At 73.4% G+C, this 15,725-nt stretch carries 18 protein-coding genes; 5 read left to right on the top strand and 13 right to left on the bottom strand.

Annotation, left to right across the window (positions count from 1 at the left end; translation table 11 throughout):
* Window positions 1-109 precede the first annotated feature (109 nt).
* The 10 genes from IL992_RS08735 to uraD all read right to left on the bottom strand — a co-directional run bounded on the left by IL992_RS08735 (window position 110) and on the right by uraD (window position 8,693).
* On the bottom strand, window positions 110-331 hold the full coding sequence (locus IL992_RS08735; protein WP_193202815.1) for a hypothetical protein: 222 nt from the start codon (window positions 329-331) through the stop codon (window positions 110-112).
* 327 nt (window positions 332-658) lie between these two features.
* Complete coding sequence (alc, locus tag IL992_RS08730) at window positions 659-1,624, bottom strand: allantoicase (RefSeq protein ID WP_193202814.1); 966 nt, start codon at window positions 1,622-1,624, stop codon at window positions 659-661.
* Complete coding sequence (gene allB / locus IL992_RS08725; protein WP_193202813.1) at window positions 1,621-2,934, bottom strand: allantoinase AllB; 1,314 nt, start codon at window positions 2,932-2,934, stop codon at window positions 1,621-1,623. The genes alc and allB overlap by 4 nt, the downstream gene beginning before the upstream one ends.
* 10 nt (window positions 2,935-2,944) lie before the next feature.
* Entirely contained in the window at window positions 2,945-4,099 is a 1,155-nt protein-coding gene (locus IL992_RS08720; protein WP_226872569.1) for a glycerate kinase, read from the bottom strand.
* A 43-nt stretch (window positions 4,100-4,142) separates the two neighbouring features.
* Complete coding sequence (locus IL992_RS08715) at window positions 4,143-5,501, bottom strand: 8-oxoguanine deaminase (protein ID WP_319018434.1); 1,359 nt, start codon at window positions 5,499-5,501, stop codon at window positions 4,143-4,145.
* Window positions 5,502-5,649: 148 nt separating this feature from the next.
* Window positions 5,650-6,156 (bottom strand): (2Fe-2S)-binding protein, encoded by a 507-nt coding sequence (locus tag IL992_RS08710; RefSeq protein ID WP_193202810.1) that lies wholly within the window; start codon window positions 6,154-6,156, stop codon window positions 5,650-5,652.
* The gene (locus IL992_RS08705) at window positions 6,153-7,010 is read right to left on the bottom strand and encodes an FAD binding domain-containing protein (RefSeq protein ID WP_193202809.1); all 858 of its coding nucleotides are present in this window, start codon (window positions 7,008-7,010) and stop codon (window positions 6,153-6,155) included. The genes IL992_RS08710 and IL992_RS08705 overlap by 4 nt, the downstream gene beginning before the upstream one ends.
* A 3-nt stretch (window positions 7,011-7,013) precedes the next feature.
* Entirely contained in the window at window positions 7,014-7,874 is an 861-nt protein-coding gene (gene pucL / locus IL992_RS08700) for a factor-independent urate hydroxylase (protein ID WP_193202808.1), read from the bottom strand.
* A 1-nt stretch (window position 7,875) separates the two neighbouring features.
* Complete coding sequence (uraH, locus tag IL992_RS08695) at window positions 7,876-8,223, bottom strand: hydroxyisourate hydrolase (protein ID WP_193202807.1); 348 nt, start codon at window positions 8,221-8,223, stop codon at window positions 7,876-7,878.
* Entirely contained in the window at window positions 8,220-8,693 is a 474-nt protein-coding gene (gene uraD / locus IL992_RS08690) for a 2-oxo-4-hydroxy-4-carboxy-5-ureidoimidazoline decarboxylase (RefSeq protein ID WP_193202806.1), read from the bottom strand. Before uraD ends, uraH begins: the two co-directional genes overlap by 4 nt.
* Before the next feature lie 148 nt (window positions 8,694-8,841).
* Between uraD and IL992_RS08685 the strand changes: the two genes are divergently transcribed.
* Window positions 8,842-9,681, top strand: a complete 840-nt coding sequence (locus IL992_RS08685; protein ID WP_193202805.1) for a deoxyribonuclease IV — start codon at window positions 8,842-8,844, stop codon at window positions 9,679-9,681.
* 470 nt (window positions 9,682-10,151) lie between these two features.
* Here the strand turns inward: IL992_RS08685 and IL992_RS08680 are convergent, their stop codons facing one another.
* Window positions 10,152-10,991, bottom strand: coding sequence for an ABC transporter permease (locus IL992_RS08680; protein WP_319018433.1), 840 nt, complete (start codon window positions 10,989-10,991; stop codon window positions 10,152-10,154).
* On the bottom strand, window positions 10,988-11,932 hold the full coding sequence (locus tag IL992_RS08675) for an ATP-binding cassette domain-containing protein (RefSeq protein ID WP_193202804.1): 945 nt from the start codon (window positions 11,930-11,932) through the stop codon (window positions 10,988-10,990). The genes IL992_RS08680 and IL992_RS08675 overlap by 4 nt, the downstream gene beginning before the upstream one ends.
* Before the next feature lie 78 nt (window positions 11,933-12,010).
* Between IL992_RS08675 and IL992_RS08670 the strand changes: the two genes are divergently transcribed.
* On the top strand, window positions 12,011-12,592 hold the full coding sequence (locus IL992_RS08670; protein ID WP_319018432.1) for a TetR/AcrR family transcriptional regulator: 582 nt from the start codon (window positions 12,011-12,013) through the stop codon (window positions 12,590-12,592).
* Between the two features lie 49 nt (window positions 12,593-12,641).
* Here the strand turns inward: IL992_RS08670 and IL992_RS08665 are convergent, their stop codons facing one another.
* A complete protein-coding gene (locus tag IL992_RS08665) occupies window positions 12,642-13,370 on the bottom strand; it encodes a LytR/AlgR family response regulator transcription factor (protein ID WP_193202802.1) in 729 nt (242 codons plus the stop codon).
* Between the two features lie 215 nt (window positions 13,371-13,585).
* Here IL992_RS08665 and IL992_RS08660 point away from each other — a divergent pair, with 215 nt between their 5' ends.
* The 3 genes from IL992_RS08660 to IL992_RS08650 all read left to right on the top strand — a co-directional run bounded on the left by IL992_RS08660 (window position 13,586) and on the right by IL992_RS08650 (window position 15,708).
* Complete coding sequence (locus IL992_RS08660; RefSeq protein ID WP_193202801.1) at window positions 13,586-14,953, top strand: sensor histidine kinase; 1,368 nt, start codon at window positions 13,586-13,588, stop codon at window positions 14,951-14,953.
* Window positions 14,954-15,028: 75 nt separating this feature from the next.
* Entirely contained in the window at window positions 15,029-15,337 is a 309-nt protein-coding gene (locus IL992_RS08655; RefSeq protein WP_193202800.1) for a hypothetical protein, read from the top strand.
* A complete protein-coding gene (locus IL992_RS08650) occupies window positions 15,262-15,708 on the top strand; it encodes an aromatic-ring hydroxylase C-terminal domain-containing protein (RefSeq protein ID WP_404804742.1) in 447 nt (148 codons plus the stop codon). The genes IL992_RS08655 and IL992_RS08650 overlap by 76 nt, the downstream gene beginning before the upstream one ends.
* Window positions 15,709-15,725 lie beyond the last annotated feature (17 nt).

The following is a 15,725-nucleotide window of genomic DNA, read 5'->3' as shown; positions in this document are numbered from 1 at the left end:
GCCTCGTCATCGTCCCCGGCATCCTGCCGGGATCCGATCATGGGTCGGAAGCGGGCCATGTGGGTGGCCGCGGCGCCACACGGCCGCACTCTCCTGCTCTGAGGTTTCCTCAGACTCGGTCGATCCAGTCCTCAGTGACCGCCGCCCAGTCATCTTTGTTCAGGAAGTGGCAGTAAGGGAGGTTGGTGCCCTTGATCCAGCCACGGCAGTTGAGCTGCCGTCGCATCATCTGGACGCGGGTGTCGCGAGTCCACTGAGCCGCCTGCGCGTCGTTGGCCGCTGCCGGTAATGGTTGGTAGTTGGAATCGGGACGACCTCGGTACACCCGCACCGCTGTCACCTCGCTCGGACGCGACCGTCGCTGACCGATCAGGTCGGCGATCCTGGCGGGATCGGGTACGCAGCGGCGGCAAACCGTAGTTCTCGAAGACGCCATGCCCGCTCAGATGAACGTTCTGAAAGTCAAGGAAAACCGCGACGCGCTCGGCCACGAAGTCGTCTCCCGCATGAAAAAGCCCCGCCAGTCCCGGAGGACGGCGGGGAGTAATAGTCCGAGTGTAGCAGGACGAGTCGCGCTCGTTCCGCTACCCTCCGAAATCGTCGTGTCACCAGACTCCGCCGCAAGCTTGAGGCGCAGTGATTCTTCGATGTTCGCCGGTCAGGGGGTGAGGGTGCCGAGGAGGCGGAGACGGGCGAGGCCGCCGTCGGGGTAGATGTCGAGCCGGGCATGGGTGATCCGGCGGTCGTCGTCGAGGCGGAAGCGGTGGCGGGTGTCGGGCTGCAGGCGTGTCCTGGGCAGCAGCGGAAACCAGGCGTCCTCGTCCTCCAGCGGCGCCCGGTCCGCGTCGATGCCCTTCAGCGACGCCCAGCCGGGGGCGTTGAACACCAGATTGGTCGTGTCGATCTCGGCGACGGCCACCCGGCCGGGCCCGGCCAGGGCGACGACGAGCCAGTCGTTGCCGCCGTCGCGGCGGCGGGCGGTCTCCCAGCCCTCGGCCTGATTGCGGGCCAGGCCGGGCGCGAGGACGTTGTTCGGCGAGGAGTAGAACTCGTCGGAGCACGCCGTCACCAGGCCGCCGTTCTCCAGCGCGGCGAGGTCGGCGGTGAGGCCCTCCAGGAACGCCCGGTCGGGCACGACCCGCCCGTGGACGCGCAGCCGCGCGACGCCGCCGTCGGGGAAGATGTTCAGCCGCACGTGGGTGAAGCGGTGGGGGTCGGTGACGGCGAACTCGTGGACCGCGTCGCCCTTCAGCGGCCTCTTCGGCACGATCTCCACCCAGCCGTCCAGCTCGTCCGGCGAGGGGTAGCCCTCGGCCGCACAGGCCTCGACCGACGCGTACGGCGGGTAGTTGCCGCGGAACCAGGCGGTGTCCACGACCACGCCCCTGATGACCCCCGGCAGGCCGAGCCGCACGATCGCCCAGTCGTGGCCGGGCTCGCGCCGCCGCCGGGTCTCCCAGCCGTCGTAGACCTGGCCCTTGGCCCCGAAGGTGTGCGGCCGGAACTCGGCCGGTCCCGGCCTGATCAGAGCCTCCCGTTCGGCGAACGACTCGTCGCTCGCGGCCACGACCGACCCGCCGTACGTGCGCAGGGCGAGGTCGGGCAGGTGGGTGAAGCCGGTCATCGGGCTCTCCTCGTCAGCAACCGGCCATGCGGCGTGGCGAGATCGACGGGCGTGCCGCGCAGCCAGGTGGTGCGCACGACGCCCGCCAGCCACGCGCCGTGGTAGGGAGACACCGGGTTGCGGTGGTGGAGCGCCGCGACGTCCACCGTGAACTCGGCGTCGGGGTCGAAGGCGACGAGGTCCGCGTCGTTGCCCACCCGGATCGCCCCCTTGTGGGGCAGGCCCGCCAGGCGGGCCGGTCCCTGGGCCATCCAGCGCGCCACGTCAGCCAGGCCGTGGCCCCTTGCGCGTGCGGCGGTCCACACGACGGGCAGGCCGACCTGGAGGGAGGAGATCCCGCCCCAGGCGGCGGCGAAGTCGGGCACCTTGAGGTCGGGCGTCGACGGGGAGTGGTCGGAGACGACCCCCATGAGCACGCCGTCGGCGAGCGCCTGCCACAACGCGTCGCGGTTCGCGGCCTCCCGGATCGGCGGGCAGCACTTGTAGGCGGGCCCGGTGACCTGCTCGGCCGCCAGGGTCAGGTAGTGCGGGCAGGTCTCGGCGGTGACGCGCACCCCCGCCGCCCGGGCGGCGCGCAGCGGTTCGACACAGGCGGCGGCCGACACGTGCACGATGTGCGCCCGCGCGCCCGTCTCCGCCGCGAGGGCGATCACCTGCTCGACGGCCCGGCGCTCGGCCTCCTGCGGGCGTGACCGCAGGAAGTCGTCGTACGCGGGGCCGCCGGGCTCGGACAGCGACCCGGGGTCCTCGGCGTGCACGATCAGCAGGCCGTCGAAGGCCGCCACCTCCGCCAGCGCGGCCCGCAGCCCGTCGCGGTCGAGGGCGGGGAACTCGTCGACGCCCGACGGGGACAGGAAGCACTTGACGCCCATCACGCCGGCCTCGTGCAGGGGCCTCAGGTCGGCGAGGTTGCCGGGGATCGCGCCGCCCCAGAAGCCGACGTCCACGTGGCACCGGCCCTCGGCGGCCTTCCGCTTGACCTCCAGCGCCGCCACGTCCACGGTCGGGGGGAGCGAGTTCAGCGGCATGTCCACGATCGTGGTCACGCCCCCGGCCGCCGCCGCCCTGGTGGCGGTCGCGAAGCCCTCCCAGTGCGTACGGCCGGGCTCGTTGACGTGCACGTGGGAGTCGACCAGCCCGGGCAGCAGCGGCAGGTCGCCGAGGTCGGCGGACTCCTCCGCCGCGACCGTCTCCTCGTACGGGCGCAGGGCCGCGATCACGCCGCCGCGCACGGCGACGGCCAGCGGGCGCTCCCCCGCCGGGGTCACGGTCCGCCGGGACCTCACCACCAGGTCGTACGGTTCCCCCACGCGCCACTCCTCATGTCGTGAGATGTACGGCGGCGATCCGCGCCGCCAGCCGCTCCAGCAGCGGCCCGGCCTCGGTCACGCAGCGGCTCACGTCGGGCTCGATGTCGGTCAGCGCGTACGCCGCCTCGATGCCGGCCGCCCTCAGCTCGTCGTCGCCGACGGTGCGCCGCCCGCAGACGGCCACGACCGGCACGCCGTGCTTGGCCGCGGCGGCGGCGACGCCCACCGGGGTCTTGCCGCGCAGGGTCTGCTCGTCGATCGAGCCCTCGCCCGTGATCACCAGCCGGGCGCCCTCCACGTGCCGGTCGAACTCCACGAGGTCGAGCAGGTAGCCGATGCCGGGCCGGATCTCCGCGTCGAGGAACGTCAGCGCGCCGAAGCCCACCCCGCCGGCGGCGCCCGCACCCGGCCGCCCGGCCACGCCCATCGCGCGCACGACGCCGTCGTGCTCGGCGGCCCCCGCCAGGCCGTGGGTGTGCGCGGCGACGGCCGCCAGCCGGGCGAGCCCGGCCTCCAGCACGGCCACGTCCTGCGGGCTCGCGCCCTTCTGCGGGCCGTACACCGCCGCCGCGCCGTATGGCCCGAGCAGCGGGTTGTCCACGTCGCTCGCCACGATCACCTCGAACCCGCGCAGCGATCCGGAGGCGTCGATGACGTGCAGATCGCGCAGCGCGGCCCCGCCCGGCGGCAGGTCGTGCCCGGCCGCGTCGAGCAACCGCACGCCGAGTGCCTGGGCCATGCCCGCACCGCCGTCGGTGCAGGCGCTGCCGCCCAGGCCGAGCACGATCCGCGTAGCGCCGTGCCGTACGGCGTGGGCGATCAGCTCGCCGGTGCCACGGCTGGTGGCGGTCAGCGGCACCGGCTCGCCCGGCAGCCGGCGCAGGCCCGACGCCTCGGCCAGTTCGATCACCGCGACCCGTGCGCCGGGCTCGCTGCGCACGGCGTAGCTCGCGGTGACCGGGTCGCCGGCCGGCCCGGTCACCTCCGTCCCGACCCGGGTGAAGCCGCTCGCCACGACCGCGTCCACGGTGCCGTCGCCGCCGTCGGCCACCGGCAGCTCGACGACCGGGGCGTTCCCCAACCCGGCGGCCACGTGCGCGGCCACCTCGGGCGAGGTCAGCGACCCGCGGAACTTGTCCGGCGCGATGACGACGTGTCCTGTCATGGTGCGGCTCACCTGATGCCCTTCGATCGTGTCCGGGAACGCCTCAGACATGATCCATGGTGGTCAGCCTGCGGTGGGCGTCGGCCCCCGTCCGCGCGGCCTCCGCTCCCGAGACGGTGCGCAACTCCCCGTCGTCCACCACGGTCCGGCCGCCCACGAGCAGCCGGGCGAGCGGCGGGGTGGTGCCGTACGCGAACGCGACGACGGGATCGTCGATCGCGGCGTGGAAGCCGCCGAGCCGCCACAGCGCCACGTCGGCGAGCTTGCCGGGCTCCAGTGAGCCGATCTCGGCCTCACGGCCGAGGCAGCGGGCGCCGCCGAGCGTGGCCATCTCCACGGCCTGGCGGGCGGTCAGCGCGCGCGGGCCGTACCTGGCCCGCTGCGTGAGCACGGCCATGCGGATCTCCCCGGCCAGCGGGGTCATCTCGCTGGAGGCCGCGCCGTCGACGCCGAGCCCGACCGGCGCGCCCGCGGCCAGCAGGTCGGATATCCGGGCGATGCCGGCGCCGAGGCGGCCGTTGGACGACGGGCAGTGGGCCGTGCCCGTGCCGGTCTCGGCGAAGCGCCGCACGTCCTTGTCGGTGAGGTGGACGCAGTGGGCCAGCCACACGTCCGGGCCCAGCCAGCCGAGGTCGTCGAGGTACTCGACGGGCAGCACGCCGAACTGCTCCCTGCAGTGCTCGTCCTCGTCGGCCGTCTCCGCCACGTGCGTGTGCAGCCGTACGCCGCGGGAGCGGGCGAGTTCGGCCGAGCGGGTCATGAGTTCGCCGCTGACCGAGAACGGCGAGCAGGGGGCGACCGCGACACGCAGCATCGACCCGAACGACGGATCGTGATATTTCCGGATCGCGTCGTCGGTGGCCCGGAGGATCTCGTCGATGTCCTCCACGACCTCGTCCGGCGGCAGGCCGCCGCGCGAGGCGCCCCGGTCCATCGACCCCCGGCAGGGATGGAAGCGCAGCCCGACCCGCCGCGCGGCCTCGATCTCCGCCTCGAAGAGGTCTCCCCTGCCCCTGGGGAAGATGTAGTGGTGGTCGGTCGAGGTCGTGCAGCCCGACAGGGCCAGCCAGGCCAGCCCCGCCGTCGCGGCGCCCGACACCACCTCGGCGTCCATCCGGGCCCACAGCCGGTAGCTCGCCACCAGCCACTCGAACAGCGTGCCGTCCGGTGTCACCCCCTGGGACGCCCACTGGTAGAGGTGGTGGTGGGTGTTGACCAGGCCGGGGGTGGCCAGGCAGCCGGAGCCGTCGACGCGTTCCGCCCCCTCGGGCACGGCCGGCGCCGGGCCGGGGCCGACCGCCGTGATCATGCCGTCCTCCACGACGACGTGGCCGGACGGGATCTCCTCCCCGGCGACGGGGACGACGTAGGCGTTCTCGATGACCACGGGACGTGGGCTCACGGGCAACGGGACTCCCGGTATGGGCGATGCGGGCGCGGGCGGACGATCTGCGGACCCCGTCATGTGCGAGTCCCCCTCATGTGCGGACGCCCCGTCATGTGCGGAGGCCCCGTCATGTGCGGAGGCCCCGTCATGTGCGGAGGCCCCGTCATGTGCGGGAGCCGGAGTCCGCACCAGCGCGGCGGGCGGCGGCCAGGCGCACCGCGTCGAGGATCTTCTCGTATCCGGTGCAGCGGCACAGGTTGCCGGCCAGGGCCTCCCGGATGTCGGCGTCCGGCGGCACCCCGTCGGCGTCCGCGAGCAGCGCGTGGGCCTGGACGACGAGACCGGGCGTGCAGAAGCCGCACTGCACGGCCCCCGCGTCCACGAACGCCCGCTGCACCTCGCTCAACCCGGCGTCCGGCCCGCCGCCGGAGGTCGCCAGGCCCTCGACCGTCACGACCTCGCGCCCCTCCGCCTGCCCGGCGGCGACGAGGCACGCGCAGACCGGGGTGCCGTCGAGATAGACGGTGCAGGAGCCGCATTCGCCCTGCTCGCAGGCGTTCTTGGCGCCGGGCAGGCCGAGCCGCTCGCGCAGGACGTACAGCAGGCTCTCGCCCTCCCACACGTCGTCGGCCGTCATCGGGCGGCCGTTCACCGTGAGGTTCACTCTCATGAGTTCCCCCTGTAGTCGTCCCATGCCCAGCCGAGCGCGCGGCACGCCATCACCGCCAGCGCGTGCGTGCGGTAGGCGGCGCGGCCCCGCACGTCGTCGATCGGCGCGGCGGAGGCGGCCACGAGTTCCCCGAAGCGGTGTGCCACACCGGGATCGAGCGGGCCGCGGCCCTCCCAGTCCAGTTCCCCGGACGCGAAGTCCTCGGCCCGTGAGGCGTGGCGCGGGGTCGGCGCGGCCGAGCCGATGCCGGTCCCCACCCGGCGCCCGGACGGGTGCAGCGCGACCGCGAACGAGCACACCGCGATCACCATGGCGTTCCTGGTGCCGATCTTGGAGAAGTACTGCGGGCCGGTGGCGGCCGGGACGCGCACGGCGCGGATCAGCTCGTCGGGGGCGAGCGCGTTGCGCTTCACGCCGGTGTAGAACTCCCCGATCGGGATCAGCCGGGTGCCGCGCAGCGACTCGGCCTCCACGACCGCGCCGCAGGCCAGCAGCGGCGGGTGGCTGTCGCCCGCGGGCGAGGCCGCGCCGAGGTTGCCCGCGACCGTGCCCCGGTTGCGGATCTGCGGCGACCCGACCGTACGGGACGCCTGGGCCAGGCCGGGCAGATCGGTGCCGAGCTCGGCGATCAGCCGGGAGTAGGTCACGCCCGCGCCCACGCGGATCTCGACGTCCTCCCGCGACCACTCCCGGAGCTCGGGGATCGGTGTGAGGTCGAGCAGGGCGGCCGGGCGGCCCTTGTCGAGGTTGATCTCCACCATGACGTCGGTGCCACCCTGGATCGGCGTGGCCTCCGGCCGCCCGGCCTTCAGCGCCAGGGCCTCCGCCCAGGTCCGCGGTCGCAGGAAGTCCATCGGCTACTCCCAGGCCGGGCCGGCGGCGGGCGCGTCCTCGCGCAGCACCGTGCCCTCGATCAGCCCGTACGGCCGGTCGGCGGCGAAGAAGACCTCGCCGTCGTTGTCCAGCCCGAAGGGCGCCAGGTCCACCAGGAAGTGGTGCTTGTTCGGCAGCGACAGCCGCACCTCGCAGACCCCCGGGCACTCGGCCAGCACCCGCGTGCCCATGGCGTACAGCGTCTGCTGCAGGGACAGGCTGTAGGTGTCGGCGAAGGCCGCGAGCAGGGCGCTCCGCGCGTTCTCGTAGGCCTTGTCCCAGTCCTGGGAGGCGTCCGCGTGCCGCCACGCCGCGTCCACGGCGGTGGCCAGGACGCGGTCGCGGGTCTCCGGCAGCGTCGTGTACTCGTCCTTGGCGAAGCCCCAGAACTCGGAGTTCGTCGTGTTGAGCACGACGAGGTCGCGCAGCCCGGAGACCACCCACGACCGCGTCCCGTCGTAGTGGGCCACACAGGTGCGGACCTCCCGGCCCGAGCGGACGAACGAGTGCCCGAACGCGCCGTTGCGCTCCCAGGCGTGCTCCTCGACGGCGACCCTCGCGTGGTGGATCGCGGGCTGGGAGTCCGCGAAATGACGCGCGAGCAGCAGCGCGAAGTCCTCGATCGCTCCGACGCCGCGTTTCTTGGCGAACGCGAAGACCGTGTTCTTCTGCGTGTCGGTGGGCAGGACGGCGGAGTTGTCCCCGCTCAGGTGCACCTCGGTCATGTCGCCCGACAGCGACGTGCTGACCGTGAGGTCCTTGATCCTGTGGGCGTCGCCGTGCCGGGTCACCCGCACGACCCTCGTCTCGGCCTTGCCGTACCTGTTGGGCCCCAGAACGGCCACGTCAGCTCCCCCGGTAGGTCGAGTAGGCGAACGGGCTGAGCAGCAGCGGCACGTGGTAGTGCTCGCCGGCCTCCCGGATGGCGAACACGACGCTCACCTCGGGGAAGAACGCCTCGTCCCCCAGGTAGCCGCCGGTGTCGAACACGAGCCGGTAGGTCCCGGGGCGCGGATCCGCGGCCGGGTCCCACTCCCGGCCCAGGGGCGTCCACTCCCGGATGCGGCCGTCGCCGTCGGTGCGGCCCTCCGCCACCGGCACGAATCCGTGCGCGGCGCGCCGCGACAGCCGTACGAACAGGTCCTTGGCCGGCCGTCCGGCGGCGGTGTCGAGCACGTGCGTCGAAAGGCTCACCGGCCCTCCCAGAGCTTGGTCAGCCGCAACGCGACGATCTTCGACAGTTCGCCCACGACGACCTTGCGCTCGGTCTCCTCGTCGTTGCCGAGCCGGTCCCGCAGCAGCGTCAGCAGTTCGCCGGCCTTCCGGCCCGTCGCGCAGACCAGGTAGACGTGGCCGAACCGGCTCTCGTAGGCGGCGTTGCCCTCGCGGAGCGCGCCGAGCACGTCGCGTCCGGCCTCCGCGGTCCCGGACTGCTCCGAACGCGACCACGCGGCCTCGCGTCCCCCGCCACCCGGCCGCTCACCGATCCGCGGGTGCGCCGCCAGCGCCTCCAGCACGTCCTCCCACGCCAGCGCCGCGAGAGCCGACTCGCTCGCGCGGCGGAGCCCGTCGAGATCCCGGAACGGCCCGCGCGCGGCGACCGCCTCCACCCACCTGGCGGAGGCGCAGCAGGACCGCAGGTCCTCCCGGCTGAGTTCGCGCATGCCGTCAGTCAACCGCCGGGCCCGAGGCGGGTCCAGCGGCGCGAAGTCCGAACCGGACGCCCTGCCCGGGGGGCCGCTTTGTACGTTGTGACAAAGGGGGCGGCACCAGCCTGCGCCGATATCCTGTGCCAATACTCTGGGGGACATCATGACTCCTTCCAATCTCATCGGCGGACACGTCTTCGTCGCCGGCGGCCTGGCCAAGGGCGGGCTGAAGTACGCGGCCGACATCGGCGCCGAGATGATCCAGGTCTTCGTCACCAACCCGCGGGGCTGGGCGCTCAGCGAGGGGAACCCCGCCGAGGACGCCAAACTGCGCGAGTCCGGCGTGCCGGTCTTCCTGCACGCCGCCTATCTCGTGAACTGCGGATCGCCGACGCCGGAGACCCTGGAGAACTCGATCGCGGTGATCCGCCACACCCTGCGCAGGGGCGTCGAGACCGGCGCGCTCGGCGTGGTCGTCCACACCGGCTCGGCCGTGAGCCAGCCGCGCGAGGCCGCCATGCGCCAGATCCACGAGCGCCTGCTGCCGGTGCTGGACGAGCTGCCCGACGACGGCCCCGACCTGCTGCTCGAACCGATGGCGGGCCAGGGCCAGATGCTGTGCGCGACCGTCCAGGACCTCGGGCCCTACCTGGAGGCCCTCGACCACCATCCCAAGGTCGGCGTCTGCCTCGACACCTGCCACGCCTTCGCGGCGGGCCACGACCTGGCCGCGCCCGGCGGGGTGAAGGAGATGATGGACGCGCTGAACGACGTGGCCCCCCGCCGGCTCAAGCTGATCCACGCCAACGACTCGAAGGACCCCTGCGGCTCCAAACGGGACCGGCACGAGAACATCGGGGCCGGGCACATCGGCGCCCAGGCGTTCGGCGAGCTGATGCGCCACCCCACGGCCGCCGGGGTGCCCGTCTGCATCGAGACGCCCGGCAAGGTGGAAAAGCACCGCGAGGACATCGAACTGCTCAAGAAGCTGCGCGGCGACTGACCGGTGCGTTCCCGGGGCCGCCGGTCACCGCACCGCAACAGGGTTTCCCGGCAGCACCCGGCGTTCAGGGGCAGCCGCACCCCCCATTCAGGGGCAGCCGCACCCCCCATTCAGGGGCAGCCGCCCCCCGGGGGAAAGCAGGGATGGGGCGTTCGCGGCGATCCGGCGCCCCCGTATGGCCGGATCGCCGCGCACCCCCCGATACGCGTTGGCGGGGCCCTTCCCCCCCCGAGCAGGGCCCCGCTTGGTAACCATTCGGTGACAACCTGCTCACTTTGTGATTACCCCGCGTGTCTTGCGACGTGCGAAAGACTACGAGGTGTAATCGGGCGGCGGGATGGTCGTTCGGACGAGCGGTCTCTAGTTAGCGCCATGCGGCCCGCTCCCGCACGACGAGCGGGCCCCGGGAGACGACGAGCGGTAGATCGGGGCGCACGAAGACACCCCCCGCCCCGACGAGTGTGCACAGCTCAGCCGCCGAGGCGGCGGTAGCGGCGGGCCGACAGGGGCAGGAAGACGAGCGTGATCAGCAGTGGCCAGCCGATCGCCAGCGTGAGGGCGTGCTCGGCGGCCCAGGACTCGCCCTGCCATCCGGGATTGCCGAACAGCATCCGGCACGCGGAGACCGTCGCCGACAGCGGGTTCCACTCCGCGATCGCCCCGAGCCAGCCCGGCAGGAGCGCCGGGGACACGAAGGTGTTGGCCAGCATCGTGAGCGGCAGCAGCGGCAGCCAGGCCGCGCTGGCCGCCTCCGGGGTGAGCACCAGCCCGAGCCAGATCCCCACCCAGATGAGCGCGAAGCGCAGCAGGAGGAGCAGGCCCACGGCGCCCAGGGCGTCGCCGATCCCCCGGTGCCAGCCCCATCCGGCGACCAGGCCGCATGCGAGCAGGATCAGCAGTTCGAGCACCGAGTTGACGATGTCGGCGAAGGCGCGGCCGAGCACCACGCCGGGCCGCGAGATCGGCATCGAGCGGTAACGGTCGGTCACCCCGCGGGCGGTCTGCAGGCTGACCACCGTCATCGTGGTCATCACCCCCATCGCCATCGTCTGGGAGAACATGCCCGGCATCAGGAACTCGCGGTAGTCGCCGCCGCCCGCGACGTTCATCGCGCTGCCGAGGACGTAGCCGAACAGCACGACCATGACGATCGGATACAGCGTCAGGTTGAGGACCGCGGCCGGGTTGCGGACCCAGTGCTTGAGGTTGGTGCGGGCGATGACCGCCGCGTCCGACAGCGTCCAGCGCAGCCGCTCGCCCCAGGGGGGCGGGGCGTCCACCGGGGCGTCCGGGGTGGCGAGGGCGCTCACGCGGCCGCCTCCGCCGTCAGACTCAGGAACACCTCGTCCAGCGTCGGACGGCGCAGGGAGACGTCCTCGACCTCGATGCCGCGCCGCTCCAGCTCGCGTACGACCGTGGTGAGCGCGCCGACGCGATCGCGTACGGGGGCGGTCAGGCGGCGCGTGTCCGCGTCGGCCACGGGCTCGGCCTGCGCGACGCCCGTGAGGACCGCGGCGGCGTCGCCGATGCGGGCGGGATCGCGCACGACGAGGTCGAGATGGTCGCCGCCGATCAGCGACTTCAGACGCTCGGGGGTGTCGTCCGCGATCACCCTGCCTCCGTCGATCACGGCGATCTGCCGGGCGAGTTGGTCGGCCTCGAACAGGTACTGCGTCGTCATGAGCACGGTGCTGCCGGCGTCGGCGAGCCCGCGCACGGTGCGCCAGACCTCCGTGCGGCTGCGGGGGTCGAGCCCGGTGGTCGGCTCGTCGAGGAAGAGCACGCGCGGGGCCTGGATGAACGCGGCGGCCAGGTCGAGACGGCGCCGCATGCCACCGGAGTAGTGCCTGACCCGCCGGTCGGCTGCCTCGGACAGCCCGAACCGCTCCAGAAGCTCGCCGGCGCGGCGGCGCGCCGCCGCCGCGCCGAGATGGTGGAGCCGCCCCCACATCTCGAGGTTCTCCCGCCCGGTGAGGATCTCGTCCACGGCCGCCTCCTGCCCGGCCAGGCCGATGCGGCGGCGCACCTCGGCCGGCTGCCGCGCGACGTCGAACCCGGCCACGAGCGCGCGGCCGGAACCCGGCCGCGCCAGCGTGGTCAGCACGCGGACGGCGGTGGTCTTGCCCGCGCCGTTCGGGCCGAGGACCGCGCACACGCTTCCGTGGGCGACCCTCAGGTCGAACCCGTCGAGGGCTCTGGTGTCGCCGTAGCGCTTGCCCAGCCCCTCGGCGACGATGGAGTAAGAGTTCATACGTCCATAATGGGACTTTGATGTCTCATTAGCAACCACATCTGTCTCCCAATGGAGGCCGCTGCTAGCCTTCCGGGCGTGACCGACACCAGGGAATCGGGCACGCGCAGCCGCACGCGCCGTGCCATCCTCGCCGCGGCGGCCTCGGTCCTCGCCCGCGATCGCGGCGCGACGCTCGCGGACATCGCCGAAGCCGCCGAGATCGGCCGCAGCACGCTGCACCGATACTTCTCGGATCGGCAGGACCTCGTGAACGCGGCCGTCGTCGACTCCTTCCGCGTGGTGGAGAAATCGACGGCCGAGGCGGCCATCGACCAGGGCCCGCCGCTCGAGGCGATGCGCAGGCTGATCGCCGCCCTGGTGGACGCCGGTGACCGCCTGGCGTTCCTGTTCGGCGACCCCCGGGTGCTCGAGGAGTTCACGGCCTGCTTCGAGCCGGACCTGTCGGTGCCGACCACCGTCGGCCTGATCGAGCGCGGCCAGGCCGAGGGCGTGTTCGACCCCGGCGTCAGCGCCGAGTGGATCCAGCAGGTGCTGTGGGCCCTCACCTACACCGGCTGGGAGGCGGCCGAGAAGGGACTGCTCCCCCGGCACGGCGTCGCCGCCGCCGTGACCCGCGCCTTCGAGAGCGGCATGGTCGTGTCCCCGGCCCGCCCCTGAGGCGCCGTACGGCCCGCCACGACGGCGCGGGGGGCGATCGCGCGGAGGCTCAGGGACGGAACTGGCGGACGAGCTGCTCGCGCACCTGCCGGGTGTGCCGCCTGCTCACCGGCAGCGTCTCGCCGCCTACCTGCAGGACCACCCGCCCGGCGTCGAAGCGCAGCTCGCTCACGTGCCGGGCGTTGACCAGGGTGCTCCGGTGGGCCCGGACGAACCCCGCGCCCGCCCAGCGGCGTTCCAGCGCCGCGAGCGACATGCGTACGAGGTAGACGGCGTCGGCCGTGTGCAGGCGGACGTAGTCGCCGTGGGCCTCGGCGTAGCACACGTCCTGCCGGGCCACGAACTTCGTGCGGCCCCCGAGCTCGACCGGGATCGTCTCCAGATCCTCCTCGGCGCCGGGAGGCGCGACGGCGGCCGAGAGCCGGCGTACGGCCTCCGCCAGGCGTTCCGGGCGTACGGGCTTGAGCAGGTAGTCGACGGCCTCCAGCTCGAACGCCTGCACGGCGCAGTCGTGGGCGCTGACGAAGACGAGGCGGGGAGGCGTGGGGAAACCGCCGATGAGCCGGGCCAGGTCGAGACCGTCGAGGCCCGGCATGCGCACGTCGAGGAAGACGCCGTCGAGGCGCTCCCCGTCGGCGATCATCTGGACCATGTCGTGCAGGGCGGCCCCGCCGTCGGTCGCCGTCCTCACGTGCTCCACCCGGGCGTCCTGGCGGAGCAGGAAGGCGAGCTCGGACAGGGCGGGGACCTCGTCGTCCACCGCGAGGACACGCAGCATGGCGTCCACCGTGCCGCGTGCCCCGCCCTCCGCGCAAGGGGTGACCGAGCGGTAGGTGACATTCTCGATACTCTCCGCCACCAACGCGGCGGGCGCCGGGGCACGCTCCAGGCCAAGACTAGGTAGAGCTATTGGGCTTTTGCCACCTGAAGGGCTATTTGTTCGCCAGGACTGCCTACCGTTGACAAGAAGACCAGGCCCAACGAGGAAGTTCGATGAGCATCAGGCCCGGCGCGTTCTTTCTCCTCTCCCACTCCATCCAGGCGCGTGTGACGCTGACCGTGGCGGCGGTGTCCGTGCTCGTCGCCGCGGTGATCGGGGCCGGCCTGTGCCTGCTGATCCGGCACCGGATCGAGAGCGAGATATTCAGGGAGACGCGCCGCGTCGCCACCGAGTGGATCGGCCTGATGGAACACGGGCAGGTTCCGCCGCCGGCGCCGACGGCGCGGGTCCCGCTCGTCCAGCTCGTCGACTCGCGGGGCCGGGTGACGATAGCCGGGCCCATGGCCGGCGACCGGCCGCTGAGCACGGTCCGGCCGACCGCGGAGGACCGTTTCCGGGACGTGACCGAGTGCCCCGCGGGCGAGCCGTGCGTCATGCTCACCGCCGGCCGGGTCTCGTCGTTGCAGGCCTGGGAGCTCTGGAAGGGCGAGCCCCACTTCGTCTACGCCGGCACGGACCAGCCGCCCGCCCTGCGCGGACGGCGGCTGGAGTTCCTCGTCGGCGCGGGCGGGGTGCTGCTGGCGGCCCTGTGGACGTGGACGACCTGGCGGGCGACGGGCCGCATCCTGCGCCCCATCAACGCGATCCGGCAGCGGATGTCGGAGATCACCGCCAACGACCTGTCCCTGCGGGTGCCGCAGCCGTCCGGCCGGGACGAGATCGCACAGCTGGCCCGCGCCGCCAACCAGACGCTCGGCCGGCTGGAGTCGGCGGTCACGCGGCAGCGGGAGTTCGCCGCCGTCGTGTCCCACGAGCTCAAGTCCCCGCTCACCGGCCTGCGCACGGGGCTGGAGGAGGCGCTCCTCTACCCGGAGATCGACGCACGGCAGGCGATCACCAGGTCGCTGCCTGCCGCCGACCGCATGCAGCAGATCATCGACGAGCTGCTCGCCTTCGCCCGGCTCCGCAACACGCCGTGCTCGTCCGAGCCGGTCGACCTCGGGGCGCTCGTACGCGCCGAGGCGGCGGCGCGCACCACGGGCGTGCCGGTGCACGCCAGGACCGAGCCGGACGTGTGCGTCCTCGGCAACCGCGTGCAGTTGGCCAGCATCGTGACGAACCTGCTGGTGAACGCGCAACGCCACGCCACCGGCCAGGTGGACGTGAGCGCCGAGCGCGCCGGCGACCAGGCGCTGGTGGTCGTGCTGGACGACGGCGACGGCGTCGACGAGAAGGACAGGGAGCGCATCTTCGAACCCTTCACCCGCCTGGACGCGGGACGGCGTCTCGATCCCGGCGGCAGCGGCCTCGGCCTGGCCCTGTGCCGGGCGATCGCGGTCGCGCACGAGGGCAGCCTGTGCGTCGAGGAATCCCCGCGCGGCGCCCGGTTCGTCCTGCGGCTCCCGCTCCTGACCGGCTGAGCGCCCGGCCGGCTGTCGGCGGGCGCCGTTATCGCGGGGCACGGTTGTCGAGGGGCGCCGTTATCCGAGGCGCCGTTGTCGCGGAGCACGGCGCACCTGGGCCTCCACGCCGTCGAGCACGCACTCCAGGCCGAACGCGAAGCGCTCGTCCGGCCCGGCGTCGTCGGCAGCCCGAAGATGAACATCCTGTTCCGCGCCGACCTGCGGCCGTACACACGGGGGCGGTTCTTCGCCACCTGCACGATCACCACCGCCGAGGCGCCCGGCCTGCTGGTGACCGTGGACGGGGAGAAGCCCCGGGCTCGCGCCTGCCTCATCTGTGGGTCGAGCGGGGCGGCCTGCGGCTGTCCACCCTCGACCTGGTGTCCGGGTTCACCCTGCTGACCGGCGCGGCGGGTGCGGGCTGGACGCGGGCGGCGCGGGACGCGGCGGACCGGCTCGGCGTGCCGCTCGCGGTGTGCCGCATCGCCCCCGGCGCGCCGTCCACGGCGGACCCGATCGCCGGCGGCACGCCGGTGACGGACACGACCGGCCCCGCGTTCGCCCCCGGCGCGTCCCACGTGTTCGACGCCTTCGACGCGTTCCACAGGGACGGACGCTGGCCGGGCCTCGCCGGTATCGCCGCGGACGGCGCGCTGCTGGTGCGGCCCGACCAGATCGTGGCATGGCGGGCGCCCGCCCTGCCCGCCGGCCCCGCCGGCGACCCTGCCGCCGATCTGGCCCGGGCGCTCGCGCACGTGCTCGCCCGTTCGTGACCGCGCAGGAACCCCGG

Source organism: Microbispora sitophila (genome assembly GCF_014892245.1).
GTDB classification, from domain to species: Bacteria; Actinomycetota; Actinomycetes; order Streptosporangiales; family Streptosporangiaceae; genus Microbispora; species Microbispora siamensis.
Note: the sequence above shows the minus strand (reverse complement) of the source record. Positions and strands in the feature narration are given on the sequence as shown.